31 protein-coding genes are annotated in these 23,311 nt (G+C 51.3%); 16 read left to right on the top strand and 15 right to left on the bottom strand.

The window, feature by feature from the left end; genetic code table 11:
* Positions 1–30 precede the first annotated feature (30 nt).
* Positions 31–660, bottom strand: a complete 630-nt coding sequence (gene rlmE / locus E0D98_RS01635) for a 23S rRNA (uridine(2552)-2'-O)-methyltransferase RlmE (RefSeq protein WP_000145975.1) — start codon at positions 658–660, stop codon at positions 31–33.
* A gap of 125 nt (positions 661–785) precedes the next feature.
* Between rlmE and yhbY the strand changes: the two genes are divergently transcribed.
* A complete protein-coding gene (yhbY, locus tag E0D98_RS01630) occupies positions 786–1,079 on the top strand; it encodes a ribosome assembly RNA-binding protein YhbY (protein ID WP_001054420.1) in 294 nt (97 codons plus the stop codon).
* 155 nt (positions 1,080–1,234) lie between these two features.
* On the opposite strand, the gene greA is transcribed toward yhbY, so the two are convergent.
* Positions 1,235–1,711, bottom strand: a complete 477-nt coding sequence (gene greA, locus E0D98_RS01625; protein ID WP_001148001.1) for a transcription elongation factor GreA — start codon at positions 1,709–1,711, stop codon at positions 1,235–1,237.
* A 247-nt stretch (positions 1,712–1,958) separates the two neighbouring features.
* On the opposite strand from greA, the gene dacB reads away from it, so the two are divergent.
* Positions 1,959–3,392, top strand: coding sequence for a serine-type D-Ala-D-Ala carboxypeptidase (gene dacB, locus E0D98_RS01620; protein ID WP_001212655.1), 1,434 nt, complete (start codon positions 1,959–1,961; stop codon positions 3,390–3,392).
* Positions 3,393–3,431: 39 nt separating this feature from the next.
* Here dacB and cgtA read toward each other — a convergent pair whose 3' ends face one another.
* The 4 genes from cgtA to rplU form a co-directional block, all read right to left on the bottom strand.
* Positions 3,432–4,604 (bottom strand): Obg family GTPase CgtA, encoded by a 1,173-nt coding sequence (gene cgtA, locus E0D98_RS01615; protein ID WP_000673561.1) that lies wholly within the window; start codon positions 4,602–4,604, stop codon positions 3,432–3,434.
* A 15-nt stretch (positions 4,605–4,619) separates the two neighbouring features.
* On the bottom strand, positions 4,620–5,585 hold the full coding sequence (locus tag E0D98_RS01610) for a DMT family transporter (protein ID WP_000813037.1): 966 nt from the start codon (positions 5,583–5,585) through the stop codon (positions 4,620–4,622).
* 126 nt (positions 5,586–5,711) lie between these two features.
* On the bottom strand, positions 5,712–5,969 hold the full coding sequence (gene rpmA / locus E0D98_RS01605) for a 50S ribosomal protein L27 (RefSeq protein ID WP_000940595.1): 258 nt from the start codon (positions 5,967–5,969) through the stop codon (positions 5,712–5,714).
* A 20-nt stretch (positions 5,970–5,989) separates the two neighbouring features.
* The gene (rplU, locus tag E0D98_RS01600) at positions 5,990–6,301 is read right to left on the bottom strand and encodes a 50S ribosomal protein L21 (protein ID WP_000271401.1); all 312 of its coding nucleotides are present in this window, start codon (positions 6,299–6,301) and stop codon (positions 5,990–5,992) included.
* A 258-nt stretch (positions 6,302–6,559) separates the two neighbouring features.
* On the opposite strand from rplU, the gene ispB reads away from it, so the two are divergent.
* Positions 6,560–7,531: an octaprenyl diphosphate synthase gene (gene ispB, locus E0D98_RS01595; protein ID WP_001047336.1), complete on the top strand. Its 972-nt coding sequence runs from the start codon at positions 6,560–6,562 to the stop codon at positions 7,529–7,531.
* 227 nt (positions 7,532–7,758) lie between these two features.
* Positions 7,759–8,037, top strand: a complete 279-nt coding sequence (gene sfsB, locus E0D98_RS01590) for a DNA-binding transcriptional regulator SfsB (RefSeq protein WP_000445413.1) — start codon at positions 7,759–7,761, stop codon at positions 8,035–8,037.
* A 47-nt stretch (positions 8,038–8,084) separates the two neighbouring features.
* Here sfsB and murA read toward each other — a convergent pair whose 3' ends face one another.
* The 7 genes from murA to mlaF form a co-directional block, all read right to left on the bottom strand.
* Positions 8,085–9,344 (bottom strand): UDP-N-acetylglucosamine 1-carboxyvinyltransferase, encoded by a 1,260-nt coding sequence (gene murA / locus E0D98_RS01585; protein WP_000357259.1) that lies wholly within the window; start codon positions 9,342–9,344, stop codon positions 8,085–8,087.
* 54 nt (positions 9,345–9,398) lie between these two features.
* A complete protein-coding gene (ibaG, locus tag E0D98_RS01580; protein ID WP_000429656.1) occupies positions 9,399–9,653 on the bottom strand; it encodes a BolA family iron metabolism protein IbaG in 255 nt (84 codons plus the stop codon).
* 159 nt (positions 9,654–9,812) lie between these two features.
* Positions 9,813–10,106 (bottom strand): lipid asymmetry maintenance protein MlaB, encoded by a 294-nt coding sequence (gene mlaB, locus E0D98_RS01575; RefSeq protein WP_000004488.1) that lies wholly within the window; start codon positions 10,104–10,106, stop codon positions 9,813–9,815.
* Positions 10,106–10,741: a phospholipid-binding protein MlaC gene (mlaC, locus tag E0D98_RS01570; RefSeq protein WP_000476487.1), complete on the bottom strand. Its 636-nt coding sequence runs from the start codon at positions 10,739–10,741 to the stop codon at positions 10,106–10,108. Before mlaC ends, mlaB begins: the two co-directional genes overlap by 1 nt.
* An 18-nt stretch (positions 10,742–10,759) precedes the next feature.
* Positions 10,760–11,311, bottom strand: a complete 552-nt coding sequence (gene mlaD, locus E0D98_RS01565; protein WP_001296448.1) for an outer membrane lipid asymmetry maintenance protein MlaD — start codon at positions 11,309–11,311, stop codon at positions 10,760–10,762.
* Between the two features lie 4 nt (positions 11,312–11,315).
* On the bottom strand, positions 11,316–12,098 hold the full coding sequence (mlaE, locus tag E0D98_RS01560; RefSeq protein WP_000925795.1) for a lipid asymmetry maintenance ABC transporter permease subunit MlaE: 783 nt from the start codon (positions 12,096–12,098) through the stop codon (positions 11,316–11,318).
* 7 nt (positions 12,099–12,105) lie between these two features.
* Entirely contained in the window at positions 12,106–12,915 is an 810-nt protein-coding gene (gene mlaF, locus E0D98_RS01555) for a phospholipid ABC transporter ATP-binding protein MlaF (RefSeq protein WP_000438245.1), read from the bottom strand.
* A gap of 209 nt (positions 12,916–13,124) precedes the next feature.
* Here mlaF and E0D98_RS01550 point away from each other — a divergent pair, with 209 nt between their 5' ends.
* From E0D98_RS01550 to yrbL, 12 genes are all read left to right on the top strand, one after another.
* On the top strand, positions 13,125–14,102 hold the full coding sequence (locus tag E0D98_RS01550; RefSeq protein ID WP_000922872.1) for a calcium/sodium antiporter: 978 nt from the start codon (positions 13,125–13,127) through the stop codon (positions 14,100–14,102).
* A gap of 13 nt (positions 14,103–14,115) precedes the next feature.
* Complete coding sequence (gene kdsD, locus E0D98_RS01545) at positions 14,116–15,102, top strand: arabinose-5-phosphate isomerase KdsD (RefSeq protein ID WP_001295557.1); 987 nt, start codon at positions 14,116–14,118, stop codon at positions 15,100–15,102.
* A gap of 20 nt (positions 15,103–15,122) precedes the next feature.
* Complete coding sequence (gene kdsC / locus E0D98_RS01540; protein WP_000030005.1) at positions 15,123–15,689, top strand: 3-deoxy-manno-octulosonate-8-phosphatase KdsC; 567 nt, start codon at positions 15,123–15,125, stop codon at positions 15,687–15,689.
* A complete protein-coding gene (gene lptC, locus E0D98_RS01535; protein WP_000030537.1) occupies positions 15,686–16,261 on the top strand; it encodes an LPS export ABC transporter periplasmic protein LptC in 576 nt (191 codons plus the stop codon). The genes kdsC and lptC overlap by 4 nt, the downstream gene beginning before the upstream one ends.
* A complete protein-coding gene (gene lptA / locus E0D98_RS01530) occupies positions 16,230–16,787 on the top strand; it encodes a lipopolysaccharide ABC transporter substrate-binding protein LptA (RefSeq protein WP_000669785.1) in 558 nt (185 codons plus the stop codon). The genes lptC and lptA overlap by 32 nt, the downstream gene beginning before the upstream one ends.
* A 6-nt stretch (positions 16,788–16,793) precedes the next feature.
* Positions 16,794–17,519: an LPS export ABC transporter ATP-binding protein gene (gene lptB / locus E0D98_RS01525; RefSeq protein ID WP_000224099.1), complete on the top strand. Its 726-nt coding sequence runs from the start codon at positions 16,794–16,796 to the stop codon at positions 17,517–17,519.
* Positions 17,520–17,566: 47 nt separating this feature from the next.
* Positions 17,567–19,000 carry an RNA polymerase factor sigma-54 gene (rpoN, locus tag E0D98_RS01520; protein WP_000809051.1) on the top strand — a complete coding sequence of 478 codons (1,434 nt, stop codon included), beginning with the start codon at positions 17,567–17,569 and terminating at the stop codon, positions 18,998–19,000.
* A gap of 22 nt (positions 19,001–19,022) precedes the next feature.
* Positions 19,023–19,310, top strand: a complete 288-nt coding sequence (gene hpf, locus E0D98_RS01515; RefSeq protein ID WP_001176599.1) for a ribosome hibernation promoting factor — start codon at positions 19,023–19,025, stop codon at positions 19,308–19,310.
* Between the two features lie 117 nt (positions 19,311–19,427).
* Positions 19,428–19,919 (top strand): PTS IIA-like nitrogen regulatory protein PtsN, encoded by a 492-nt coding sequence (gene ptsN / locus E0D98_RS01510; RefSeq protein WP_000183676.1) that lies wholly within the window; start codon positions 19,428–19,430, stop codon positions 19,917–19,919.
* Between the two features lie 45 nt (positions 19,920–19,964).
* Positions 19,965–20,819, top strand: coding sequence for an RNase adapter RapZ (gene rapZ, locus E0D98_RS01505; protein WP_000243741.1), 855 nt, complete (start codon positions 19,965–19,967; stop codon positions 20,817–20,819).
* On the top strand, positions 20,816–21,088 hold the full coding sequence (gene npr / locus E0D98_RS01500; RefSeq protein WP_000216791.1) for a PTS phosphocarrier protein NPr: 273 nt from the start codon (positions 20,816–20,818) through the stop codon (positions 21,086–21,088). The genes rapZ and npr overlap by 4 nt, the downstream gene beginning before the upstream one ends.
* 213 nt (positions 21,089–21,301) lie before the next feature.
* Positions 21,302–21,934: a PhoP regulatory network protein YrbL gene (gene yrbL / locus E0D98_RS01495; protein WP_000620405.1), complete on the top strand. Its 633-nt coding sequence runs from the start codon at positions 21,302–21,304 to the stop codon at positions 21,932–21,934.
* On the opposite strand, the gene mtgA is transcribed toward yrbL, so the two are convergent.
* Both mtgA and elbB read right to left on the bottom strand, forming a co-directional pair.
* On the bottom strand, positions 21,931–22,659 hold the full coding sequence (mtgA, locus tag E0D98_RS01490) for a monofunctional biosynthetic peptidoglycan transglycosylase (protein ID WP_000047091.1): 729 nt from the start codon (positions 22,657–22,659) through the stop codon (positions 21,931–21,933). The genes yrbL and mtgA overlap by 4 nt on opposite strands.
* The gene (gene elbB, locus E0D98_RS01485) at positions 22,656–23,309 is read right to left on the bottom strand and encodes an isoprenoid biosynthesis glyoxalase ElbB (RefSeq protein ID WP_001297560.1); all 654 of its coding nucleotides are present in this window, start codon (positions 23,307–23,309) and stop codon (positions 22,656–22,658) included. Before elbB ends, mtgA begins: the two co-directional genes overlap by 4 nt.
* Positions 23,310–23,311 lie beyond the last annotated feature (2 nt).

Here is a 23,311-nt window from a genome sequence, read left to right as displayed (position 1 = left end):
TCTTTCAAACTTTCGTCTGAAATCTCCCGGTTAGGGTTTACGCCCGGTCGCTACAATATACACTTCCCGCGAACGTGCACGAGAAGAGTCCGGCTTACGAACTTTGACCTTCGTAAACAGGGAGCGAATTTCCCTTAGATACTCATCGAAACCTTCGCCCTGGAACACCTTCACTACAAAACTGCCACCTGGCGCTAATACATCACGACACATTTCTAACGCCAGTTCCACCAGATACATGGCACGGGGGATATCCACCGCCGGTGTTCCGCTCATGTTTGGTGCCATATCGGACATGACAACCTGGACTTTGCTGTCGCCAACGCGCTCCAGCAGTGCTTTCATCACCAGTTCATCACGAAAATCGCCCTGAAGAAAGTCCACACCAACGATAGGATCCATAGGTAAAAGATCGCAAGCGATGATGCGGCCTTTGCCGCCAATTTGGGTGACCACATATTGTGACCAACCACCCGGAGCAGCACCAAGGTCGACAACCGTCATTCCCGGTTTAAAGAGTTTGTCACTTTGCTGTATTTCATCAAGTTTAAACCAGGCACGGGAACGTAACCCCTTTTTCTGTGCCTGTTGAACATATTTATCGCTAAAGTGTTCCTGAAGCCAGCGGCTGGAGCTGGCAGAACGCTTCTTACCTGTCATTTAACTTTCCCATGGGGATAACTCATCGTAACCAATTGCGTAAATTTTTACGTGCCTATTTGGTGATATATGGGAGATGGCGGTAGAATGACCCGTTTTCAATCCCAACGTAAGCAAAAAATACGATGAATCTGAGTACTAAACAAAAACAGCACCTGAAAGGTCTGGCACATCCGCTCAAGCCAGTTGTTCTGCTTGGCAGTAATGGTTTGACCGAAGGGGTGCTGGCCGAGATTGAACAAGCGTTAGAGCACCATGAACTCATCAAGGTGAAAATCGCCACCGAAGATCGCGAAACTAAAACCTTGATCGTGGAAGCTATCGTGCGCGAAACCGGCGCCTGTAATGTACAGGTCATCGGTAAAACGCTGGTGCTTTATCGCCCAACTAAAGAACGTAAAATCTCGCTGCCACGCTAAGATTATCCTAAAGTTACACACATTTGCTGTGTAAAACGAGGGGTTTTCCGCAGGCAGGAGAGCAAAATGCCACGCTCTGTTCGTTGATAAAAGGCCGCATAGCGGCCTTTTTCCTTTCTTTACAATACATCAACATCTTGAGTATTGGGTAATTCTTACAGGTATTCCACCTTAATTACTTCAAATTCTACTTCGCCGCCCGGCGTTTTGATGACCACAACATCATCTTCTTCTTTGCCGATCAGGCCACGAGCAATAGGCGAGTTTACAGAAATCAGGTTTTGTTTAAAGTCAGCTTCGTCATCGCCAACGATGCGATAAGTCTGTTCTTCGTCAGAATCCAGATTCAGCACCGTTACGGTAGCACCAAAAATAACGCGCCCATTGTTGGGCATTTTGGTGACATCAATCACCTGCGCGTTCGACAGCTTGGCTTCGATGTCTTTAATACGGCCTTCGCAGAAACCCTGCTGTTCACGAGCTGCGTGGTATTCGGCGTTTTCTTTCAGGTCGCCATGCTCACGCGCTTCCGCGATAGCAGCAATGATTTCAGGACGGCGCACAGATTTCAGAAAATCCAGCTCTTCGCGTAATTTTTCAGCGCCGCGTAAGGTCATCGGAATAGCTTGCATTTGTTATACCTCTTGAATATTCCTGATGGGGCAAGTCTTCACCCACCCCGGCTGTTCGGCCTGCCCGGCATAACTCCTCACCGGGACCAGAAGCAAAAAAATACCGACCCGGGTACAAGTCCCAGGTCAGCTACAATTCACATTTTGATAGTCATTTTACCCTGAAGTTCCCGAAGGGTCATCGTTTACTTTATAGGGCGTTGCGCCGTAGTATGACGGCTCGATTCCAGGTTGTTAGCGCGAGATTATGCGATTTTCCAGATTTATCATCGGATTGACCAGCTGTATAGCGTTCAGTGTTCAGGCCGCGAATGTTGATGAGTACGTTACTCAACTCCCCGCTGGTGCCAACCTTGCCCTGATGGTGCAAAAAGTCGGCGCGTCGGCCCCCGCTATTGATTACCACAGTCAGCAGATGGCGCTGCCCGCCAGTACGCAGAAAGTGATTACTGCGCTGGCGGCGTTGATTCAACTCGGCCCCGATTTTCGTTTCACCACGACGCTTGAAACCAAAGGCAATGTGGAAAACGGCGTACTTAAGGGTGACTTAGTGGCGCGATTTGGTGCCGATCCGACGTTAAAACGTCAGGATATTCGCAATATGGTCGCGACTTTGAAAAAATCTGGCGTCAACCAAATCGATGGCAATGTGTTGATAGATACCTCCATTTTCGCCAGCCACGATAAAGCCCCCGGCTGGCCATGGAATGACATGACACAATGCTTTAGCGCTCCGCCTGCCGCTGCCATAGTTGACCGCAACTGTTTCTCCGTCTCGCTCTACAGTGCCCCAAAACCTGGTGATATGGCTTTTATACGCGTGGCATCTTATTACCCCGTTACGATGTTCAGCCAGGTACGCACCCTCCCCCGAGGTTCTGCCGAAGCGCAATACTGCGAACTGGATGTCGTACCAGGCGACCTGAACCGCTTTACGCTGACGGGATGCCTGCCACAACGTTCTGAGCCGCTCCCGTTGGCTTTTGCCGTGCAGGATGGAGCCAGCTATGCCGGGGCAATTCTGAAAGATGAGTTAAAACAGGCAGGTATCACCTGGAGCGGAACACTGCTGCGCCAGACTCAGGTTAACGAACCTGGAACGGTAGTTGCCAGTAAACAGTCGGCCCCGTTGCACGATCTGCTTAAGATTATGCTGAAAAAGTCGGACAACATGATCGCCGATACGGTTTTCCGCATGATAGGCCATGCGCGCTTCAATGTGCCTGGAACATGGCGGGCCGGGTCGGACGCCGTGCGTCAGATCCTGCGCCAGCAAGCCGGTGTCGATATTGGAAACACCATTATTGCCGATGGTTCAGGGCTTTCGCGGCATAACCTGATTGCCCCCGCCACCATGATGCAGGTGCTGCAATACATTGCCCAACACGACAATGAACTTAACTTTATCTCCATGCTGCCGCTTGCGGGCTATGACGGCTCTTTGCAGTACCGTGCAGGTCTGCATCAGGCGGGCGTGGATGGAAAAGTCTCAGCGAAAACCGGTTCGTTGCAGGGGGTATATAACCTGGCGGGATTCATTACCACAGCGAGCGGGCAACGAATGGCGTTTGTACAATATCTTTCTGGCTATGCAGTAGAACCGGCGGATCAGCGTAATCGCCGTATTCCGTTAGTGCGTTTTGAAAGCCGTTTGTATAAAGATATTTATCAGAACAATTAGTCAAAAAGAAACCCCGGCACATGGCCGGGGTTTTGCTGATTAACGCTTGTAAATGAACTCAACGCCTTCTTCGTCGTCTTCGTCCCAGTCATCATCCCAGTCCTCATCATCCTCTTCAGCAATCTCTTCAAGCTGCTGGCGATGATAATCATCCCACATGAATTCGACTTTCTCTGGCTGTTTCGCTTCTTCAGCCTGCACGACCGGGTTTTCAATGATAAAGGTCATCACATCCCAGCAGAGATCTTTCACGCCCAGTCCACTCGCCGCAGAGATCAGATAATATTTATCTTCCCAGCCCAGCGCTTCAGCAATCGCTTTCGCTTTCTCTTCAGCTTCTGCCTTATCCAGCAGATCGATCTTATTGAACACTAACCAACGTGGTTTCGCCGCCAGATCCTGGCTGTATTTTTCCAGCTCGCTGATAATAATACGCGCGTTTTCAACCGGATCGGTGCCGTCAATCGGATCGATATCGATGAGGTGCAACAGGACGCGGCAACGTTCCAGGTGCTTCAGGAAGCGAATGCCCAGACCTGCGCCTTCCGCAGCGCCTTCAATCAGTCCTGGAATATCGGCAACAACGAAGCTCTTTTCGTTGTCCATTCGTACCACACCCAGACTTGGCACCAGAGTGGTAAACGGATAATCCGCCACTTTCGGTTTAGCCGCCGATACCGCACGAATAAAGGTCGATTTACCCGCGTTTGGCATCCCCAACATACCGACGTCAGCCAGCAGCATCAGCTCCAGCAGCAGCTCACGCTTATCGCCCGGCGTACCGTTAGTTTTCTGCCGTGGTGTACGGTTAACTGACGATTTGAAACGGGTATTGCCCAGACCGTGCCAGCCGCCCTTAGCAACCAGCAGACGCTGACCGTGTTTGGTCATATCGCCCATGGTTTCACCAGTACCCTGGTCGATTACACGCGTACCTACCGGCACTTTAATTGTGACGTCTTTACCGCGCTTACCGGTACAGTCGCGGCTTGCGCCATTCTGACCGCGCTCTGCACGGAAAGATTTTTCAAAACGATAATCGATAAGCGTGTTCAGGTTCTCGTCGGCTTCCATCCATACGTCACCACCATCACCGCCGTCGCCGCCATCCGGGCCGCCTTTCGGAATATACTTTTCGCGGCGGAAGCTCACGCAACCATTACCGCCATCACCTGCAACGACCAGAATCGATGCTTCATCAACAAACTTCATTTTATTCTCCGTAAATCATTCGCCTGCGCGGGGTTGCGATACCACCGTTGTATGCTTACGTAATCCGCCCCAAATACGATGACCAATGGCGGAATACATCGCGCCCGCAACCACGACAAACGCACCGAGATAACCTAAAAGGTTTAACATCGGTCTGGCGAAGAAATCGGGCCAGGCCAGTGATAAAAGATCTGAAAAAAACAGCGTAAACAGTGGGGTGAGCGTGATGATCGCGCTCACCTGCGCTGCCTGCCAGCGAGCCATCGCTTCCGCCAGGGCGCCATATCCTACCAATGTATTCAGTCCGCAAAAAATTAAACATGCGAGCTGCCAGTGGCTAAGCTGCGCTATCACTCCAGGCTTTGCCAGAGGGAAGAGCGCAATTGTACATAAAGTGTACAGTAAAAACAGGATCTGCGGTGAGGCCAGCCGACGCAATAAAACCTTTTGCGCCACGCCATAACTCACCCAAACCGTCGCCGCACCGACCCCAAAGATAACTCCCCAGGTGTAATCGGTGAGCTTTGTAAATATCTCGACCAGACTGGTGTTAAAAAACATCACCAGGCCGCTCAGGAGCATCAATGCCCCTACAACCTGAGTGCTGCGCATTTTCTCTTTCAGGATAAATACGCTGGCAACCATCATGCCAACTGGCGAGAGTTGCCCAATCACCTGCGAAGCGGTCGGACTCAGGTATTGCAAGGATGAGCTGAACAGGATGAAGTTCCCAAACAGCCCGGCGGTCGCCACTGCCAACAAAATCAACCAGCGTGGCTTACGAAACACGCGTAATGGCGGCAACCTCTTCTTCACCGCAAGAATGGCACCAAGGCCAATACTCGCCATCAAGAAACGGTAAAACACGATTGTCGGAGGTTCCATCACCTCCAGCACCTGCTTCATTGCGATTGGCAACGCCCCCCAGCAAATTGCTGTGGTGAGCGCCAAAAGAATGCCAATGCCTGCCTGCTGCTTCATACCGTATTCCCTGCAAAGCGCATTTGCGGATTAACGTCGCACCATGCGCATTTTTACCGGTTATCGAATGTAAAAAGCCCCGCAACGTGTTGCGGGGCTTTCATCCGTTACCGGGACGCGAAAAACTTATTCAGCTTCGATGCTGATAAATTTGCGGTTTTTCGGGCCTTTAACTTCGAATTTCACTTTACCGTCTGCTTTAGCAAACAGAGTGTGGTCACGACCGCAACCTACGTTAGCGCCAGCGTGGAATTTGGTACCACGTTGACGAACGATGATGCTACCCGCCAGAACGGATTCGCCACCGAAACGCTTAACGCCCAGGCGTTTAGCTTCTGAATCGCGACCGTTACGTGTGGAGCCGCCAGCCTTTTTATGTGCCATTTGAAATCTCTCCTCAGGTCTTAGGCGCTGATGCCAGTAATTTTCACATCAGTGAACCACTGACGATGGCCCTGCTGCTTACGATAGTGTTTACGACGACGAAACTTAACGATTTTAACTTTCTCGCCACGACCGTGAGCAACAACTTCAGCTTTGATTACGCCGCCATCAACGAAAGGAACGCCGATTTTGACTTCTTCACCGTTTGCGATCATCAGCACTTCAGCGAACTCAACAGTTTCGCCAGTTGCGATGTCCAGCTTTTCCAGGCGAACGGTCTGACCTTCGCTTACTCGGTGTTGTTTACCACCACTTTGGAAAACCGCGTACATATAAAACTCCGCTTCCGCGCACACCTTTTCAATGATTCAGAGTGCGCTATAAATATTCACAATAGGGCGCGAATATTACGCAAAACGCACGCCTTTGACAAGTGCTACAGTCAATACACGAAGAAAAAAAACACAACTTGTACGGTAACGTTTATCTGTGCCATTTTTTCAGTACAATCACCCTATATTCCTAACCATAAACCCTAAGTTGCCTTTGTTCACAGTAAGGTAATCGGGGCGAAAAGCCCGGCTTTTGCGATGAATTTAGAAAAAATCAATGAGTTAACCGCGCAAGATATGGCGGGTGTTAATGCGGCAATCCTTGAGCAGCTTAATTCCGACGTCCAACTGATCAATCAGTTAGGCTATTACATCGTCAGCGGCGGCGGTAAACGTATTCGTCCGATGATTGCTGTACTGGCTGCACGAGCTGTTGGCTATGAGGGAAATGCGCATGTCACCATTGCTGCCCTGATCGAGTTTATCCACACGGCGACTCTGCTACACGACGACGTTGTGGATGAATCAGATATGCGCAGGGGTAAAGCTACCGCCAACGCTGCATTTGGCAATGCCGCCAGCGTGCTGGTAGGCGATTTTATTTATACCCGCGCGTTCCAGATGATGACCAGCCTCGGTTCGCTCAAAGTGCTGGAAGTCATGTCAGAAGCCGTAAACGTCATCGCAGAAGGTGAAGTTCTGCAACTGATGAACGTTAACGATCCGGACATCACTGAAGAAAACTACATGCGCGTTATCTATAGCAAAACCGCGCGTCTGTTTGAGGCTGCCGCGCAGTGTTCCGGGATTCTGGCTGGCTGTACGCCGGAGGAGGAGAAAGGCCTGCAGGATTATGGGCGCTATCTCGGCACTGCTTTCCAGTTGATCGACGATTTACTCGATTACAATGCCGATGGCGAACAGTTAGGTAAAAATGTCGGCGACGATCTGAACGAAGGTAAACCGACGCTGCCGCTGCTGCACGCGATGCATCATGGCACACCAGAACAGGCACAGATGATCCGTACCGCCATCGAACAGGGTAACGGTCGCCATCTTCTGGAACCGGTTCTGGAAGCAATGAACGCTTGTGGATCTCTTGAATGGACGCGTCAGCGTGCCGAGGAAGAAGCAGACAAAGCCATCGCAGCGTTACAGGTGCTCCCGGACACCCCTTGGCGAGAAGCACTCATCGGCCTCGCGCACATCGCTGTTCAACGCGATCGTTAATCCCCTCCCCTCATCCCGCGCAGCGCGCGGGATGGTTCCAGTAAATTCCATAAAAACACTTATTCAGCTCTATAACACCCGAAAAACAGGGCTGTGCATCTTTATATATTCTGAATATTCACACTCTTTACAGGAACTTTTTAGAGCAATAGGCCATCAGGAGTATAGTGATGCTCGACAGAAGAAGTGTTCTGAATGAAAGCGACTAACTTAAGGAGTGAGGAAAGATGGAAAGTAATTTCATTGACTGGCATCCCGCTGACATCATTGCGGGTTTGCGCAAGAAGGGAACGTCAATGGCGGCGGAGTCTCGCAGAAATGGTTTGAGTTCCTCAACGCTGGCAAACGCATTATCGCGCCCATGGCCGAAAGGAGAGATGATTATTGCGAAAGCCCTGGGAACTGACCCCTGGGTTATCTGGCCATCACGCTACCATGATCCGCAGACCCATGAGTTTATCGACAGAACGCAGTTGATGCGTAGCTACACTAAACCGAAAAAATGAGTGGTCTGGCGGTAGCCCCGCGAACGGGGCTGCCAGCTCTCAGACGATTACTCGCCTTTCACACGCTCAATATTTGCACCTAAAGCGCGCAGTTTGTCTTCAATGCGTTCGTAGCCACGATCGATGTGATAAATACGATCAACCACCGTCGTCCCTTCCGCAATACAACCAGCCAGCACCAGGCTTGCTGATGCACGCAGATCGGTTGCCATAACCTGTGCGCCAGAAAGTTTTTCAACACCGTGACAAATAACGGTATTGCTTTCGATTTCGGCATGCGCGCCCATACGGCTAAGCTCCGGCACATGCATAAAGCGGTTTTCAAAGACCGTTTCGGTGATGAATCCGGTCCCTTCTGCCACCAGGTTCAACAGCGTGAACTGGGCCTGCATATCGGTCGGGAATGCCGGATGCGGCGCGGTACGTACGTTAACAGCCTTCGGACGTTTGCCATGCATATCCAGGCTAATCCAGTCTTCGCCGACTTCGATGTCCGCTCCAGCGTCACGCAGTTTCGCCAGCACGGCGTCGAGAGTATCTGGCTGCGCGTTACGGCAGATAATTTTGCCGCGAGAAATCGCCGCCGCCACCAGGAAAGTACCGGTTTCGATACGATCCGGTAGCACGCGATAGACACCGCCGCCTAAACGTTCCACACCTTCGATGACGATACGATCGGTGCCCTGACCGCTAATTTTCGCACCCAGCGTAATCAGGAAGTTCGCGGTATCGACGATTTCCGGTTCACGCGCTGCGTTTTCAATAATCGTGGTACCTTCCGCCAGGGTTGCAGCACACATGATGGTCACCGTTGCGCCAACGCTGACTTTATCCATCACGATATGTGCGCCTTTCAGACGACCATCGACGGAAGCTTTAACGTAACCTTCTTCCAGTTTGATGGTCGCGCCTAATTGTTCGAGGCCAGAAATGTGTAGATCAACCGGACGCGCACCGATCGTACAACCGCCAGGCAGTGAAACTTGCCCCTGACCAAAGCGCGCTACCAGCGGCCCCAGTGCCCAGATAGAAGCACGCATGGTTTTAACCAGATCGTAAGGTGCGCAGAATACATTAACGTCGCGGGCATCAATATGCACAGAACCATTACGTTCTACTTTCGCACCCAGCTGGCTTAGCAGCTTCATTGATGTATCGACGTCTTTCAGTTTTGGGACGTTCTGGATCTCTACCGGTTCTTCCGCCAGTAGAGCGGCAAAAAGGATAGGCAGAGCAGCATTTTTAGCGCCGGAAATTGTGACTTCGCCCTGGAGCTTCGTTGGCCCCTGAACACGAAATTTATCCATTTAGTTTGTTCTCAGTTAACAATTCATATCCGCTACCGGCGAATCGCCCATAGCTCAAAAGCCGTTCAGTTTGCGATCGCGCGCCCACTCCGCAGGGGTATACGCTTTGATCGACACAGCATGAATGCGGTTATCCGCAATATATTCCATCAGCGGGCCATAGACCGTCTGCTGTTTTTTAACCCGACTCATGCCGTCAAACAACTCACCCACGGCAATAACCTGAAAGTGGCTGCCATCGCCGGAAACGTGGACTTCCTGGAGGGAGAGAGCGTTCATCAACACGCTCTGAATTTCATTATTTTCCATGGGATCTTCAATCATCAGTTAATAAACCAGCGAAACATCTTAGAGCAAAGTTGCGCTGGCATAAATAAGCAAAAAGCCTCGCTGATAAATCAGACAAGGCTCGACTTGCAGGCAGGTTTGCCGGACAGGCGGTTAACGCCATATCCGGCCTGAAAAAATTTAACGAGGCAGAACATCAGCAGGCAAATTATACAATTTCGCGAGGGTATACACTTTGTCGTTTACCCCCTGAAGCGTCACGTTGTTGCCCTGCTTTTTCGCCAGATCGATAAGATGGAGCAGCAGTGCCAGTCCACCCGTATCCACGCGGGACACACGGCTAAGATCGATGCAGGTAATCCCCTTCACCGCTTCCTCACGCATTTCCCAAAGCGGTAGCAGAACGTCCTGATCCAGCTCTCCGGATAACGCCAGCGTGTCACCCGTCTGCATCCAGCTCAGTGACTCGCTCATTATTTTTTCTCTTCCAGAGTGATTTTCTGTTGAGAAATCGATTTCAGTTGCGCAGTCAGGCCGTCGATACCTTTGGTACGCAGCAGCGTTCCCCACTCGTTTTGTTTGGTGGTGATCATACTGACGCCTTCAGCAATCATGTCGTAAGCCTGCCAGTTGCCCGTCTGGGAGTTTTTACGCCACTGGAAGTCCAGACGCACCGGCGGACGGCCATTCGGGTCAATAATGGTAACGCGAATAGGCACAATGGTTTTATCGCCCAGCGGCTGTTCTGGCGCAATCTGATAGGTTTGACCGTGATACATCGCCAGCGCCTGACCGTAAGCCTGCTTCAGGTACTCACGGAAAGCGGCAAAGTAGGCTTCACGTTGAGCAGGGGTCGCACTCTTGTAATACTGGCCCAGCACCAGCGCACCGGCGTATTTCACCTGTACGTATGGCAGCAGTTCCTGATCAACAATGGTACGCAGATAATCCGGGTTGGCCCGAATTTGCGGTTGCTCATTCTTCAGGCGATCGAACGTTTTCTGCGCCGCCTCGTCCATCAGCTTATAAGGATTGGTCTGGTCTGCCGCGGTTGCCGCACTCAGAGGTGCAATCACCAGCAAAGCGACCATCATTAAACGTTTAAACATGCGTCGGTTCTCCTGAAATTATTTCGTTGTACCCACAGGTTCAGTGGTTTCATTATTACCTGGCGCAGCAGCTGGCGCATCGCCACTATTCTTATTGTCATCGCCTTTACTACCGTAAAGGAACTGACCAATGAGATCTTCCAGCACCATCGCAGACTTAGTGTCCTGAATTGTATCGCCATCCTTCAGGATAGCAGTCCCCAGTTCCGGGTCTTCAAAACCGACGTTTAATGCCAGATATTGTTCCCCCAGCAGGCCGGAAGTACGAATGCTCAGCGAACTGGTATCTGGAATGTGGTTATAACGTTGTTCAATTTCCAGCGTTACGCGCGGCAGATAGGTTTTCGGGTCCAGCGTAATATCCGCCACCCGACCCACAACAACGCCACCAATACTGACCGGAGAGCGCGCTTTCAGGCCGCCAATGTTATCGAACGTCGCATAAAGCGTGTAGGTCGGTTCAGTACGTATGGACGTCACGTTCGCCGCCTTCAGGCAAACAAACAGCGCCGCCAGCAGTGCTGCTAATAAAAAGATACCCACCCAAATTTCATTTTTTTTCGTTTGCATGAACTCAATTCCCAAACATCAATGCGGTCAGCACAAAATCCAGCCCCAGAACAGCCAGAGACGAGTGGACAACGGTGCGAGTGGTTGCCCGGCTAATCCCGGCAGACGTCGGGATGGCGTCGTAGCCGTTAAACAACGAAATCCACGTCACCGTGATGGCGAACACCACGCTCTTAATCAGACAGTTGACCAGATCCATACGCCAGTCGACGGCATTTTGCATTGCCGACCAGAAGAACCCGCTATCAATGCCTTTCCAACTGACGCCGACCAGAGATCCGCCCCAGATCCCCACGGCGACGAAAATAACCGTCAACAGTGGTAATGAAATAACCCCAGCCCAGAAACGGGGAGAAATAACCCGACGCAGCGGATCCACCGCCATCATCTCCATACTGGAGAGTTGCTCTGTAGCGCGCATCAGGCCGATTTCTGCGGTTAGCGCCGAACCAGCACGCCCGGCAAACAACAACGCGGCAACCACCGGCCCCAGTTCACGCAGTAGCGATAACGCCACCAGCATACCCAGACTGGTTTCCGCACTATAAGTGGTCAGAACCAGATAACCTTGCAGCCCCAACACCATTCCGATGAACACGCCAGAAACCACAATAATCAGCATCGACAGGACGCCGACATTATAGAGCTGGCGCACCAGCAGCGGCGCATGTTTGCGAAATTCCGGTTTGCCGACCAGCGCATTGAATAACATTAACCCGGCCCGCCCGAACGTTCTCAGGGTTTTAATCCCTTTATGTCCGAGCGACGCCAGCGCATTTAACAGCATGAGTGGCTTAACTCCCTGGTAAAAGATCAGCGTGATAATCGCCGGCAGGATAGCGGAACGGAACAGGCCCGTCAGCTATCCCGTCCAGAAACTGACGTACGCGCGGATCAGGATTCGCCTGCAACGCCTGGGCACTGCCATGAGCGACAATTTTTTTGTCCGCCAGGATCCAGGCGTGATCCGCAATACTTAACACTTCCGGCACATCGTGAGAAACCACCACACAAGTCACGCCCAGCGCGCTGTTCAGCTCAGAAATCAGCTTCACCAGTACGCCCATGGTGATGGGATCTTGCCCAACAAAAGGTTCATCAAACATGATGAGATCCGGCTCCAGCGCAATCGCACGCGCCAGCGCTGCACGCCGCGCCATCCCACCGGAAAGTTCAGAAGGCATTAGTTTAGCCGCTCCACGCAGCCCCACGGCCTCCAGCTTCATCATCACCGTACTATGCAACAATGGCGCGGGAAGTTGGGTATGTTCGCGCAGTGGATAGGCGACGTTGTCAAATACGTTCATATCAGTGAACAACGCCCCGGACTGAAATAACATGCTCATCCGTTTGCGCACTGTATACAGGCGCGAACGAGACATCGCCGGAATATTCTCACCATCGAAAAGGATCTCACCATGATCTGGTGCGATTTGCCCGCCAATCAGACGGAGTAGCGTCGTTTTACCGATGCCCGATGGCCCCATGATCGCCGTGATCTTCCCTCGCGGCACGGTCAGGGAAATATTATCGAAGATGCAGCGATTGCCACGCGTAAAACTGACATCGCGCATATCGACTAAATTCGCCACAGACTGCTCCATAATTCACCCTTCGTCTTGCGTTGATTTTCTAAGCATGGCGCTCAATTTAACCTTGAACCCAACATATTTACAGAATATTACCCGCCGTGGTTAGCGAAAGCTGGCATTTGTTTTACTTTTTAGCCGCATAAAGTCAAAATTAAGAATCCGTTACGGCTTTCTGAAAATCTTCAGCGGACCGGCGAGTATACCTGAAGAAAGGACGTTAGATGCTTTTAGCTACGGCACTGTTAATTGTTGGTTTACTTTTGGTCGTTTACAGTGCCGACCGCCTGGTTTTTGCCGCGTCTATTCTTTGCCGAACCTTTGGCATCCCGCCGCTGATCATCGGCATGACGGTGGTCAGTATTGGTACATCGTTACCAGAAATCATCGTCTCGCTTGCCGCGTCTCTGCACGAACAACGCGATTTAGCCGTTGGTACAGCCCTCGGCTCAAACATTATCAATATATTGCTGATCCTCGGTCTGGCTGCGCTGGTTCGTCCTTTTACCGTCCATTCCGATGTTCTGCGTCGTGAATTACCCTTAATGTTGTTGGTCAGCGTAGTGGCCGGTTCCGTACTCTATGACGGACAACTTAGTCGCAGCGATGGTATCTTTCTCCTCTTTCTGGCTGTGCTATGGCTGCTGTTCATTGTTAAACTTGCACGTCAGGCTGAACGTCAGGGGACTGACAGCCTGACCAGAGAGCAGCTTGCAGAGCTGCCGCGTGACGGCGGATTGCCCGTCGCGTTTTTATGGCTCGGCATTGCACTTATCATCATGCCAGTGGCCACGCGGATGGTGGTTGATAACGCCACGGTGCTGGCGAATTACTTTGCCATCAGCGAGTTGACGATGGGTCTGACGGCAATTGCTATCGGAACCAGCCTGCCGGAACTGGCAACCGCAATAGCGGGGGTTCGCAAAGGTGAAAACGACATTGCTGTCGGAAATATCATTGGCGCAAACATTTTTAATATTGTCATCGTGTTGGGTTTACCCGCGCTGATAACGCCAGGAGAGATTGATCCATTGGCGTACAGTCGTGACTACAGCGTGATGTTGCTGGTGAGCATTATTTTTGCGTTGCTGTGCTGGCGGCGCTCCCCGCAACCGGGCCGTGGTGTAGGGGTATTATTAACTGGCGGATTTATCGTATGGCTGGCGATGTTGTACTGGTTATCGCCAATACTCGTTGAATAACTGGAAACGCATTATGTCGCACGTAGAGTTACAACCGGGTTTTGACTTTCAGCAAGCAGGTAAAGAAGTCCTGGCGATTGAACGTGAATGCCTGGCGGAGCTTGATCAATACATCAATCAGAATTTCACGCTTGCCTGTGAAAAGATGTTCTGGTGTAAAGGGAAAGTTGTCGTCATGGGGATGGGGAAATCGGGGCACATCGGGCGCAAAATGGCCGCAACGTTTGCCAGCACCGGTACACCTTCATTTTTCGTCCATCCTGGTGAAGCCGCGCATGGTGATTTAGGCATGGTCACCCCACAGGATGTGGTGATTGCTATCTCTAACTCAGGTGAATCCAGCGAAATCACGGCCTTAATTCCAGTGCTTAAGCGTCTTCACGTACCGTTAATCTGCATCACCGGTCGCCCGGAGAGCAGCATGGCGCGCGCCGCAGATGTGCATCTGTGTGTTAAAGTAGCGAAAGAAGCCTGTCCGTTAGGGCTGGCACCGACCAGCAGCACCACCGCCACGCTGGTTATGGGCGATGCCCTCGCTGTCGCGCTGTTAAAAGCACGCGGCTTTACTGCTGAAGATTTTGCGCTCTCACACCCAGGCGGCGCACTGGGTCGTAAACTTCTGCTGCGCGTAAACGATATTATGCATACGGGCGATGAGATCCCGCATGTTAAGAAAACGGCCAGTCTGCGTGACGCATTGCTGGAAGTTACCCGCAAAAATCTTGGTATGACTGTCATTTGCGATGACAATATGATGATTGAAGGCATCTTTACCGACGGTGATTTACGCCGTGTCTTCGATATGGGCGTGGATGTTCGTCAGTTAAGTATTGCCGATGTGATGACGCCGGGGGGAATACGTGTGCGCCCTGGCATTCTGGCCGTTGAGGCACTGAACTTAATGCAGTCCCGCCATATCACCTCCGTGATGGTTGCCGATGGCGACCATTTACTCGGTGTGTTACATATGCATGATTTACTGCGTGCAGGCGTAGTGTAAAGATTCAAGGATAAACAATAATGAGCAAAGCAGGTGCGTCGCTTGCGACCTGTTACGGCCCTGTCAGCGCCGACGTTATAGCAAAAGCAGAGAACATTCGTCTGCTGATCCTCGATGTCGATGGCGTACTGTCAGATGGCCTGATTTATATGGGCAATAATGGCGAAGAGCTGAAAGCGTTCAATGTTCGTGACGGTTATGGCATTCGTTGTGCGCTCACCTCTGATATTGAAGTCGCTATCATTACCGGGCGAAAGGCTAAACTGGTAGAAGATCGTTGTGCCACATTGGGGATCACTCACTTGTATCAGGGGCAGTCAAATAAACTGATCGCCTTTAGCGATCTGCTGGAAAAATTGGCGATTGCCCCGGAAAATGTGGCTTATGTCGGCGATGATCTCATCGACTGGCCGGTAATGGAAAAAGTGGGTTTAAGCGTCGCCGTGGCCGATGCGCATCCACTGTTGATCCCGCGCGCCGATTACGTGACGCGCATTGCTGGCGGTCGTGGCGCAGTGCGCGAAGTTTGCGACTTATTACTCCTGGCGCAGGGCAAACTGGATGAAGCCAAAGGGCAATCGATATGAGTAAAGCCAGACGTTGGGTTATCATTGTGCTATCACTGGCGGTTCTGGTGATGATCGGCATTAATATGGCCGAAAAAGACGATACCGCCCAGGTGGTCGTCAACAACAATGATCCCACCTATAAAAGCGAGCATACGGACACGCTCGTCTATAACCCAGAAGGGGCACTAAGCTATCGATTGATTGCTCAACACGTTGAATATTATTCCGATCAGGCCGTTTCGTGGTTTACGCAGCCGGTACTTACCACGTTTGATAAGGATAAAATCCCGACATGGTCCGTAAAAGCAGATAAAGCCAAGCTGACCAATGACCGGATGCTCTATTTATATGGACACGTTGAAGTCAACGCACTTGTGCCAGACTCTCAACTTCGCAGAATCACGACGGATAACGCGCAGATCAATCTGGTGACGCAGGATGTTACCTCTGAAGACCTCGTCACGTTATACGGAACAACATTTAACTCCAGCGGTCTGAAAATGCGCGGCAACTTACGCAGCAAGAACGCCGAGCTGATTGAAAAGGTTAGAACATCCTATGAAATTCAAAACAAACAAACTCAGCCTTAATCTTGTGCTTGCCAGCTCACTTCTGGCCGCCAGCATTCCGGCATTTGCCGTAACCGGAGACACTGATCAGCCGATCCACATTGAATCGGACCAGCAATCTCTTGATATGCAAGGCAACGTGGTTACCTTTACCGGTAATGTCATCGTCACCCAGGGCACCATCAAAATTAATGCCGACAAAGTGGTCGTTACCCGTCCGGGCGGCGAACAAGGTAAAGAAGTGATTGACGGCTACGGTAAACCGGCAACGTTCTACCAGATGCAGGACAACGGTAAACCCGTTGAAGGTCACGCTTCCCAGATGCACTACGAACTGGCAAAAGATTTTGTCGTTCTGACGGGTAATGCTTATCTGCAGCAGGTCGATAGCAACATTAAGGGCGATAAGATCACTTACCTGGTAAAAGAGCAGAAAATGCAGGCTTTCAGCGACAAAGGCAAGCGCGTAACCACCGTTCTGGTGCCGTCGCAGCTGCAGGATAAAAACAACAAAGGCCAGACCCCGGCACAGAAGAAGGGTAATTAATTCGTTATGGCAACATTAACTGCAAAGAACCTTGCAAAAGCCTATAAAGGCCGTCGCGTGGTAGAAGACGTCAGCCTGACCGTCAACTCCGGGGAAATTGTCGGTCTGCTGGGGCCAAACGGTGCCGGTAAGACCACCACTTTCTATATGGTTGTAGGCATTGTGCCGCGCGATGCGGGCAACATCATTATTGATGATGACGATATCAGTCTGCTGCCTCTGCATGCACGCGCGCGCCGCGGTATCGGCTATCTGCCACAGGAAGCCTCCATTTTCCGTCGCCTCAGCGTTTACGATAACCTGATGGCGGTACTGCAAATTCGTGACGACTTGTCTGCTGAACAACGTGAAGACCGCGCGAACGAGCTGATGGAAGAGTTTCACATTGAGCACCTGCGTGACAGCATGGGGCAGTCACTCTCCGGGGGTGAACGTCGCCGTGTAGAAATTGCCCGCGCACTGGCTGCGAATCCGAAATTTATTCTGCTCGACGAACCGTTTGCCGGTGTTGACCCGATCTCGGTTATCGACATTAAACGCATCATTGAGCACCTGCGCGACAGCGGCCTGGGCGTGCTGATCACTGACCACAACGTGCGTGAAACACTGGCGGTTTGTGAACGCGCTTATATCGTCAGTCAGGGGCATTTGATCGCCCACGGCACGCCTACAGAAATCTTACAAGACGAACACGTTAAGCGTGTATACCTTGGGGAAGACTTCAGACTCTGATAGGGTAGAAGTTTGCGACGTTTTAGCAGGAGAGTACGATTCTGAACATGAAGCAAGGTTTGCAACTCAGGCTTAGCCAACAACTGGCGATGACGCCACAGCTCCAACAGGCAATTCGTCTGTTGCAGTTGTCGACGCTGGAACTTCAGCAGGAGCTACAGCAGGCGCTGGAGAGTAATCCGCTGCTTGAGCAAATCGACACTCATGAAGAAATCGACACCCGCGAAACGCAAGACAGTGAAACGCTGGACACCGCCGACGCGCTCGAACAAAAAGAGATGCCGGAAGAGCTGCCGCTCGATGCCAGTTGGGACACCATTTACACCGCTGGTACACCATCCGGCACCAGCGGTGACTACATTGACGATGAGCTGCCGGTCTATCAGGGCGAAACGACGCAGACCTTGCAGGATTACCTGATGTGGCAGGTCGAGCTGACACCGTTTTCCGACACTGACCGCGCTATTGCTACCTCTATCGTCGATGCCGTTGATGACACCGGTTATCTGACTGTCCCGCTGGAAGATATTCTCGAAAGTATGGGCGATGAAGAGATCGACATCGACGAGGTTGAAGCCGTCCTTAAGCGGATCCAACGGTTTGATCCGGTCGGTGTAGCGGCAAAAGATCTGCGTGACTGCCTGCTAATCCAACTCTCCCAATTCGATAAAACCACGCCGTGGCTGGAAGAGGCCAGATTGATCATTAGCGATCATCTCGATCTGTTAGCCAATCACGACTTCCGCACTTTAATGCGCGTCACGCGTCTGAAAGAAGATGTGCTGAAAGAAGCCGTCAATCTGATCCAGTCGCTCGATCCGCGCCCCGGGCAGTCGATCCAGACTGGCGAACCTGAGTATGTCATTCCAGATGTGCTGGTGCGTAAGCATAACGGTCACTGGACAGTAGAACTCAACAGTGACAGCATTCCGCGTCTGCAAATCAACCAGCACTACGCCTCGATGTGCAATAACGCTCGCAATGATGGTGACAGCCAGTTTATCCGCAGCAATCTGCAGGATGCCAAATGGTTGATCAAGAGTCTGGAAAGCCGTAACGATACGCTACTGCGCGTGAGTCGCTGTATCGTTGAACAGCAGCAAGCCTTCTTTGAGCAAGGTGAAGAATATATGAAACCGATGGTACTGGCCGATATCGCCCAGGCTGTCGAAATGCATGAATCGACGATATCTCGCGTGACCACGCAAAAATACCTGCATAGTCCACGAGGCATTTTTGAACTGAAGTATTTCTTTTCCAGTCACGTCAATACCGAGGGCGGCGGCGAAGCTTCCTCCACGGCGATTCGTGCGCTGGTGAAGAAATTAATCGCGGCGGAAAACCCAGCGAAACCGTTGAGCGACAGCAAGTTAACCTCTTTGCTGTCGGAACAAGGTATCATGGTGGCACGCCGCACTGTTGCGAAGTACCGAGAGTCTTTATCCATTCCGCCGTCAAACCAGCGTAAACAGCTCGTTTGACCCAACCGATAAGGAAGACACTATGCAGCTCAACATTACCGGAAATAACGTCGAGATCACCGAGGCACTGCGCGAATTTGTTACAGCCAAATTTGCCAAACTTGAGCAATATTTTGACCGAATCAACCAGGTCTATGTTGTTCTGAAAGTGGAGAAAGTCACCCACACCTCAGATGCAACACTGCATGTAAACGGTGGTGAAATTCATGCCAGCGCGGAAGGTCAGGACATGTACGCTGCCATTGATGGCTTAATTGATAAGCTGGCACGCCAGTTGACCAAACATAAAGATAAACTGAAACAACACTAATTGTCCGGGCAATTAGCATGTGCATGGCGGCCTGTTGTGCGGCACAACGGGCCATTTGTACGGTTAATGCTCCGAGCCTGTTCCACTGTTTGAGTGGGCAGGTTCTTAGGTGAAATTATGACAAATAATGATACAACTCTACAGCTTAGCAGTGTTCTTAACAGGGAATGTACGCGAAGCCGCGTCCACTGTCAGAGCAAAAAACGCGCCCTGGAAATCATCAGCGAGCTGGCGGCGAAACAACTTAGTCTGCCGCCTCAGGTGGTTTTTGAAGCTATCCTGACGCGGGAAAAAATGGGCAGTACCGGTATCGGCAATGGTATTGCCATTCCGCATGGCAAACTGGAAGAAGATACTCTGCGCGCCGTTGGCGTTTTCGTTCAGCTCGAAACGCCTATAGCTTTCGATGCCATCGACAACCAACCGGTGGATTTACTTTTTGCCCTGCTGGTGCCGGCAGACCAAACTAAAACGCACCTGCATACTCTGTCACTGGTGGCGAAACGTCTGGCGGACAAAACCATCTGCCGCCGTTTACGCGCAGCCCAGAGCGATGAAGAGCTGTATCAAATCATTACGGATACCGAAGGTACTCCGGATGAAGCGTAGTTATTCGGTAATGTCTCTTTTAGACGTTGTGAGGAGAAACAGTACATGGTACTGATGATCGTCAGCGGACGTTCAGGTTCAGGTAAATCTGTCGCCCTGCGTGCGCTGGAAGATATGGGTTTTTACTGCGTGGATAACCTTCCCGTAGTGTTGTTACCCGATCTGGCTCGAACTCTGGCCGATCGCGAGATTTCTGCCGCCGTCAGCATTGATGTTCGTAATATGCCGGAGTCACCAGAAATATTCGAACAGGCGATGAGTAACCTGCCTGACGCTTTCTCACCGCAACTACTGTTCCTGGATGCCGACCGTAATACCTTAATTCGTCGTTACAGTGACACGCGCCGACTGCATCCGCTTTCCAGCAAAAACCTGTCGCTGGAAAGTGCTATCGACAAAGAAAGCGATTTGCTGGAGCCTCTGCGTTCGCGAGCGGATCTGATTGTCGATACCTCAGAAATGTCCGTTCACGAGCTGGCTGAAATGCTGCGTACCCGTCTGCTGGGTAAACGTGAACGCGAACTGACCATGGTCTTTGAGTCTTTCGGCTTCAAACACGGTATCCCTATCGATGCAGATTACGTCTTTGACGTGCGCTTCTTGCCGAACCCGCACTGGGATCCGAAACTGCGTCCAATGACAGGTCTTGATAAACCTGTCGCCGCGTTCCTCGACCGCCACACAGAAGTACACAATTTTATCTACCAGACGCGAAGCTATCTTGAGCTATGGTTACCTATGCTGGAAACCAACAACCGTAGCTACTTGACGGTCGCCATTGGTTGTACCGGCGGGAAGCACCGTTCGGTGTATATTGCAGAGCAACTGGCAGACTACTTCCGCTCGCGCGGTAAAAACGTCCAGTCACGCCATCGTACGCTGGAAAAACGTAAACCATGACCGTCAAGCAAACTGTTGAAATCACAAACAAGCTGGGCATGCATGCCCGGCCTGCAATGAAGCTGTTTGAATTAATGCAGGGTTTTGACGCTGAAGTGCTGTTACGTAATGACGAAGGCACCGAGGCCGAAGCCAACAGCGTTATTGCGCTGCTGATGTTGGATTCTGCCAAAGGACGGCAGATTGAAGTTGAAGCGACCGGCCCACAGGAAGAGGAAGCACTGGCCGCCGTTATCGCCCTCTTTAACTCTGGTTTTGATGAAGATTAATCTTCATCACTTTGACATACAACTCCCTTCAAACTCCCCCCGACAATAAGAAAATCACGTACTGAAATCATTCTCAATCAACGTCATTTGTACATTTTGTGCGCTTTTCACTTTCAGAAGAACCTTAAGAAAACCTTAAGAGGCATTGTTTAGGTTTTGTTTAAGTTAATCGACCATACTGGAGATCGTCAGAAAATATTTCCAGGAGATGGCATGATTCGCTTATCTGAACAAAGTCCCCTGGGCACCGGAAGACATCGGAAATGTTATGCGCATCCGGAAGATGCCCAACGCTGTATCAAGATTGTCTACCATCGTGGCGATGGTGGCGATAAAGAGATCCGCCGTGAGTTAAAGTACTACGCGCATCTTGGTCGCCGGTTAAAAGACTGGAGTGGAATACCGCGCTATCACGGTACCGTTGAGACGGATTGCGGAACCGGTTATGTCTACGATGTGATTGCAGATTTTGACGGCAAACCCTCCATTACGCTGACCGAATTTGCTGAACAATGCCGTTACGAAGAAGACATTGCACAACTGCGCCAGCTACTGAAACAGCTGAAGCGTTATTTGCAGGATAACCGTATCGTGACGATGTCGCTGAAGCCGCAGAATATCCTCTGTCACCGCATCAGTGAGTCAGAGGTTATCCCGGTCGTCTGCGACAACATTGGTGAAAGCACATTGATTCCACTGGCGACCTGGTCGAAGTGGTGTTGTCTGCGTAAGCAAGAGCGGTTATGGAAACGATTTATCGCCCAACCGGCGCTGGCTATTGCCCTGCAGAAAGATCTGCAACCTCGTGAGAGCAAAACGCTGGCCCTCACTTCGCGCGAAGCTTAATCCAGCTGGTGTTGTTGCATAAACGGCTCACCGCCTAACTGATACATCTGCCGTAAAATCCACGCCTGACGGCTACGCACGTAGCCCGATGGCGAGGAGACTTTGAAACGAAGTGGATTAGGTAATACAGCTGCCAGTAATGCAGCTTCCGACCGGGTAAGTTTGCTCGCGGGTTTGTGGAAATAACGTTGTGCCGCAGCTTCGACGCCAAACACACCGTCGCCAAATTCGGCGATATTCAGGTAAACCGTCAGGATACGCTTTTTGCTCCAGACTGTTTCTATCCCCAGCGTTAATCCAGCTTCCAGCCCTTTTCGTACCCAGCTACGCCCATCCCATAAAAAGAGATTTTTGGCCGTCTGCTGAGAAATCGTTGAAGCACCGCGAATACGGTTTTCATTGCGCTCGTTGTGCGCCAGGGCTTTCTCAATGGAAGCGACATCAAAGCCCCAGTGCTCAGGAAATTTCTGATCTTCTGCGGCAATCACCGCCAGTCCCATCCACGGCGAGATTTGATCCATACTGACCCAGTCAGAATGTGCCACGTAACGAAAATTGCCATGCAGCCAGGCGCTGACCTGTCGCTCGACCATTACCGCTGAGAAGGGAACAGGCGCAACACTAAACAACGCGATGCCCCCGCCCCAGAAAACGGCGAGGACAACCATTAACCGCAAAAGAAAACGGCGAACGAAACTAAACACCGTTAAGCGGCTTTTACTCATTCAGCCAGAACCAGCACGCGGGAAACCAGCTTATCAATGCCGCTCGCCGCTTCTGCAATGTTCTGCGCCAGCATATATGCTGGGGTGGTGACAATCTTATTGTCTTCATCAACCACGATATCATCGACAGGACAGGGCACATGCTCCGCGCCCATCTCTTCCAGCACTTCTGCGGTATCGATATCAGTACCGATGGTCAAACGCAGCGGGAAATCGAAAATTTTCGGCAGCATCGCCGGGGCAATACACATAAAACCAAGCGGTTTTCCGTCCTGATGCATCGCTTGTGCCAGCGCCTTTAATTCACGGTCAACGGTGCATTCGCTACCAAGAGTGGCAAAATTGCTTAAATTCTTCGCCGCGCCAAACCCCCCCGGCACAATCAACGCATCCAGTTCAGCGGCATCGGCCTGGGCCAGAGGACGGATTTCACCGCGCGTTATTCGTGCCGCTTCAATCAGCACGTTGCGCGTTTCCGTCATCGCTTCGCCAGTTAAATGGTTGATAACATCAACCTGCTGCTTATCCGGTGCAAAGCAGACCGCCTGCGCACCGCTGCGTGAAATAGCTAACAACGTCAACACCGCTTCATGAATTTCAGAACCGTCATAGACGCCGCATCCGCTCAGAATTACGCCAATTTTCTTCATTG

It is taken from the genome of Escherichia sp. KCJ4928, assembly GCF_004352695.1.
GTDB lineage: Bacteria > Pseudomonadota > Gammaproteobacteria > Enterobacterales > Enterobacteriaceae > ECMA0423.
This window is presented reverse-complemented; position numbering and strand designations above follow the sequence as displayed.

What these genes read in the sequence shown, in the direction of transcription:
- hpf (WP_001176599.1), top strand. Translation starts at nt 19,023, where the DNA reads ATGCAGCTCAACATTACCGGAAATAACGTCGAGATCACCGAGGCACTG.
- mlaC (WP_000476487.1), bottom strand. Translation starts at nt 10,741, where the DNA reads ATGTTTAAACGTTTAATGATGGTCGCTTTGCTGGTGATTGCACCTCTG.
- mlaF (WP_000438245.1), bottom strand. Translation starts at nt 12,915, where the DNA reads ATGGAGCAGTCTGTGGCGAATTTAGTCGATATGCGCGATGTCAGTTTT.
- mlaB (WP_000004488.1), bottom strand. Translation starts at nt 10,106, where the DNA reads ATGAGCGAGTCACTGAGCTGGATGCAGACGGGTGACACGCTGGCGTTA.
- murA (WP_000357259.1), bottom strand. Translation starts at nt 9,344, where the DNA reads ATGGATAAATTTCGTGTTCAGGGGCCAACGAAGCTCCAGGGCGAAGTC.
- mtgA (WP_000047091.1), bottom strand. Translation starts at nt 22,659, where the DNA reads ATGAGTAAAAGCCGCTTAACGGTGTTTAGTTTCGTTCGCCGTTTTCTT.
- elbB (WP_001297560.1), bottom strand. Translation starts at nt 23,309, where the DNA reads ATGAAGAAAATTGGCGTAATTCTGAGCGGATGCGGCGTCTATGACGGT.
- ispB (WP_001047336.1), top strand. Translation starts at nt 6,560, where the DNA reads ATGAATTTAGAAAAAATCAATGAGTTAACCGCGCAAGATATGGCGGGT.
- ibaG (WP_000429656.1), bottom strand. Translation starts at nt 9,653, where the DNA reads ATGGAAAATAATGAAATTCAGAGCGTGTTGATGAACGCTCTCTCCCTC.
- yhbY (WP_001054420.1), top strand. Translation starts at nt 786, where the DNA reads ATGAATCTGAGTACTAAACAAAAACAGCACCTGAAAGGTCTGGCACAT.
- kdsC (WP_000030005.1), top strand. Translation starts at nt 15,123, where the DNA reads ATGAGCAAAGCAGGTGCGTCGCTTGCGACCTGTTACGGCCCTGTCAGC.
- lptA (WP_000669785.1), top strand. Translation starts at nt 16,230, where the DNA reads ATGAAATTCAAAACAAACAAACTCAGCCTTAATCTTGTGCTTGCCAGC.
- yrbL (WP_000620405.1), top strand. Translation starts at nt 21,302, where the DNA reads ATGATTCGCTTATCTGAACAAAGTCCCCTGGGCACCGGAAGACATCGG.
- kdsD (WP_001295557.1), top strand. Translation starts at nt 14,116, where the DNA reads ATGTCGCACGTAGAGTTACAACCGGGTTTTGACTTTCAGCAAGCAGGT.
- greA (WP_001148001.1), bottom strand. Translation starts at nt 1,711, where the DNA reads ATGCAAGCTATTCCGATGACCTTACGCGGCGCTGAAAAATTACGCGAA.
- rlmE (WP_000145975.1), bottom strand. Translation starts at nt 660, where the DNA reads ATGACAGGTAAGAAGCGTTCTGCCAGCTCCAGCCGCTGGCTTCAGGAA.
- mlaD (WP_001296448.1), bottom strand. Translation starts at nt 11,311, where the DNA reads ATGCAAACGAAAAAAAATGAAATTTGGGTGGGTATCTTTTTATTAGCA.
- npr (WP_000216791.1), top strand. Translation starts at nt 20,816, where the DNA reads ATGACCGTCAAGCAAACTGTTGAAATCACAAACAAGCTGGGCATGCAT.
- lptB (WP_000224099.1), top strand. Translation starts at nt 16,794, where the DNA reads ATGGCAACATTAACTGCAAAGAACCTTGCAAAAGCCTATAAAGGCCGT.
- lptC (WP_000030537.1), top strand. Translation starts at nt 15,686, where the DNA reads ATGAGTAAAGCCAGACGTTGGGTTATCATTGTGCTATCACTGGCGGTT.
- dacB (WP_001212655.1), top strand. Translation starts at nt 1,959, where the DNA reads ATGCGATTTTCCAGATTTATCATCGGATTGACCAGCTGTATAGCGTTC.
- ptsN (WP_000183676.1), top strand. Translation starts at nt 19,428, where the DNA reads ATGACAAATAATGATACAACTCTACAGCTTAGCAGTGTTCTTAACAGG.
- E0D98_RS01610 (WP_000813037.1), bottom strand. Translation starts at nt 5,585, where the DNA reads ATGAAGCAGCAGGCAGGCATTGGCATTCTTTTGGCGCTCACCACAGCA.
- rpmA (WP_000940595.1), bottom strand. Translation starts at nt 5,969, where the DNA reads ATGGCACATAAAAAGGCTGGCGGCTCCACACGTAACGGTCGCGATTCA.
- rapZ (WP_000243741.1), top strand. Translation starts at nt 19,965, where the DNA reads ATGGTACTGATGATCGTCAGCGGACGTTCAGGTTCAGGTAAATCTGTC.
- E0D98_RS01550 (WP_000922872.1), top strand. Translation starts at nt 13,125, where the DNA reads ATGCTTTTAGCTACGGCACTGTTAATTGTTGGTTTACTTTTGGTCGTT.
- mlaE (WP_000925795.1), bottom strand. Translation starts at nt 12,098, where the DNA reads ATGCTGTTAAATGCGCTGGCGTCGCTCGGACATAAAGGGATTAAAACC.
- rpoN (WP_000809051.1), top strand. Translation starts at nt 17,567, where the DNA reads ATGAAGCAAGGTTTGCAACTCAGGCTTAGCCAACAACTGGCGATGACG.
- sfsB (WP_000445413.1), top strand. Translation starts at nt 7,759, where the DNA reads ATGGAAAGTAATTTCATTGACTGGCATCCCGCTGACATCATTGCGGGT.
- cgtA (WP_000673561.1), bottom strand. Translation starts at nt 4,604, where the DNA reads ATGAAGTTTGTTGATGAAGCATCGATTCTGGTCGTTGCAGGTGATGGC.
- rplU (WP_000271401.1), bottom strand. Translation starts at nt 6,301, where the DNA reads ATGTACGCGGTTTTCCAAAGTGGTGGTAAACAACACCGAGTAAGCGAA.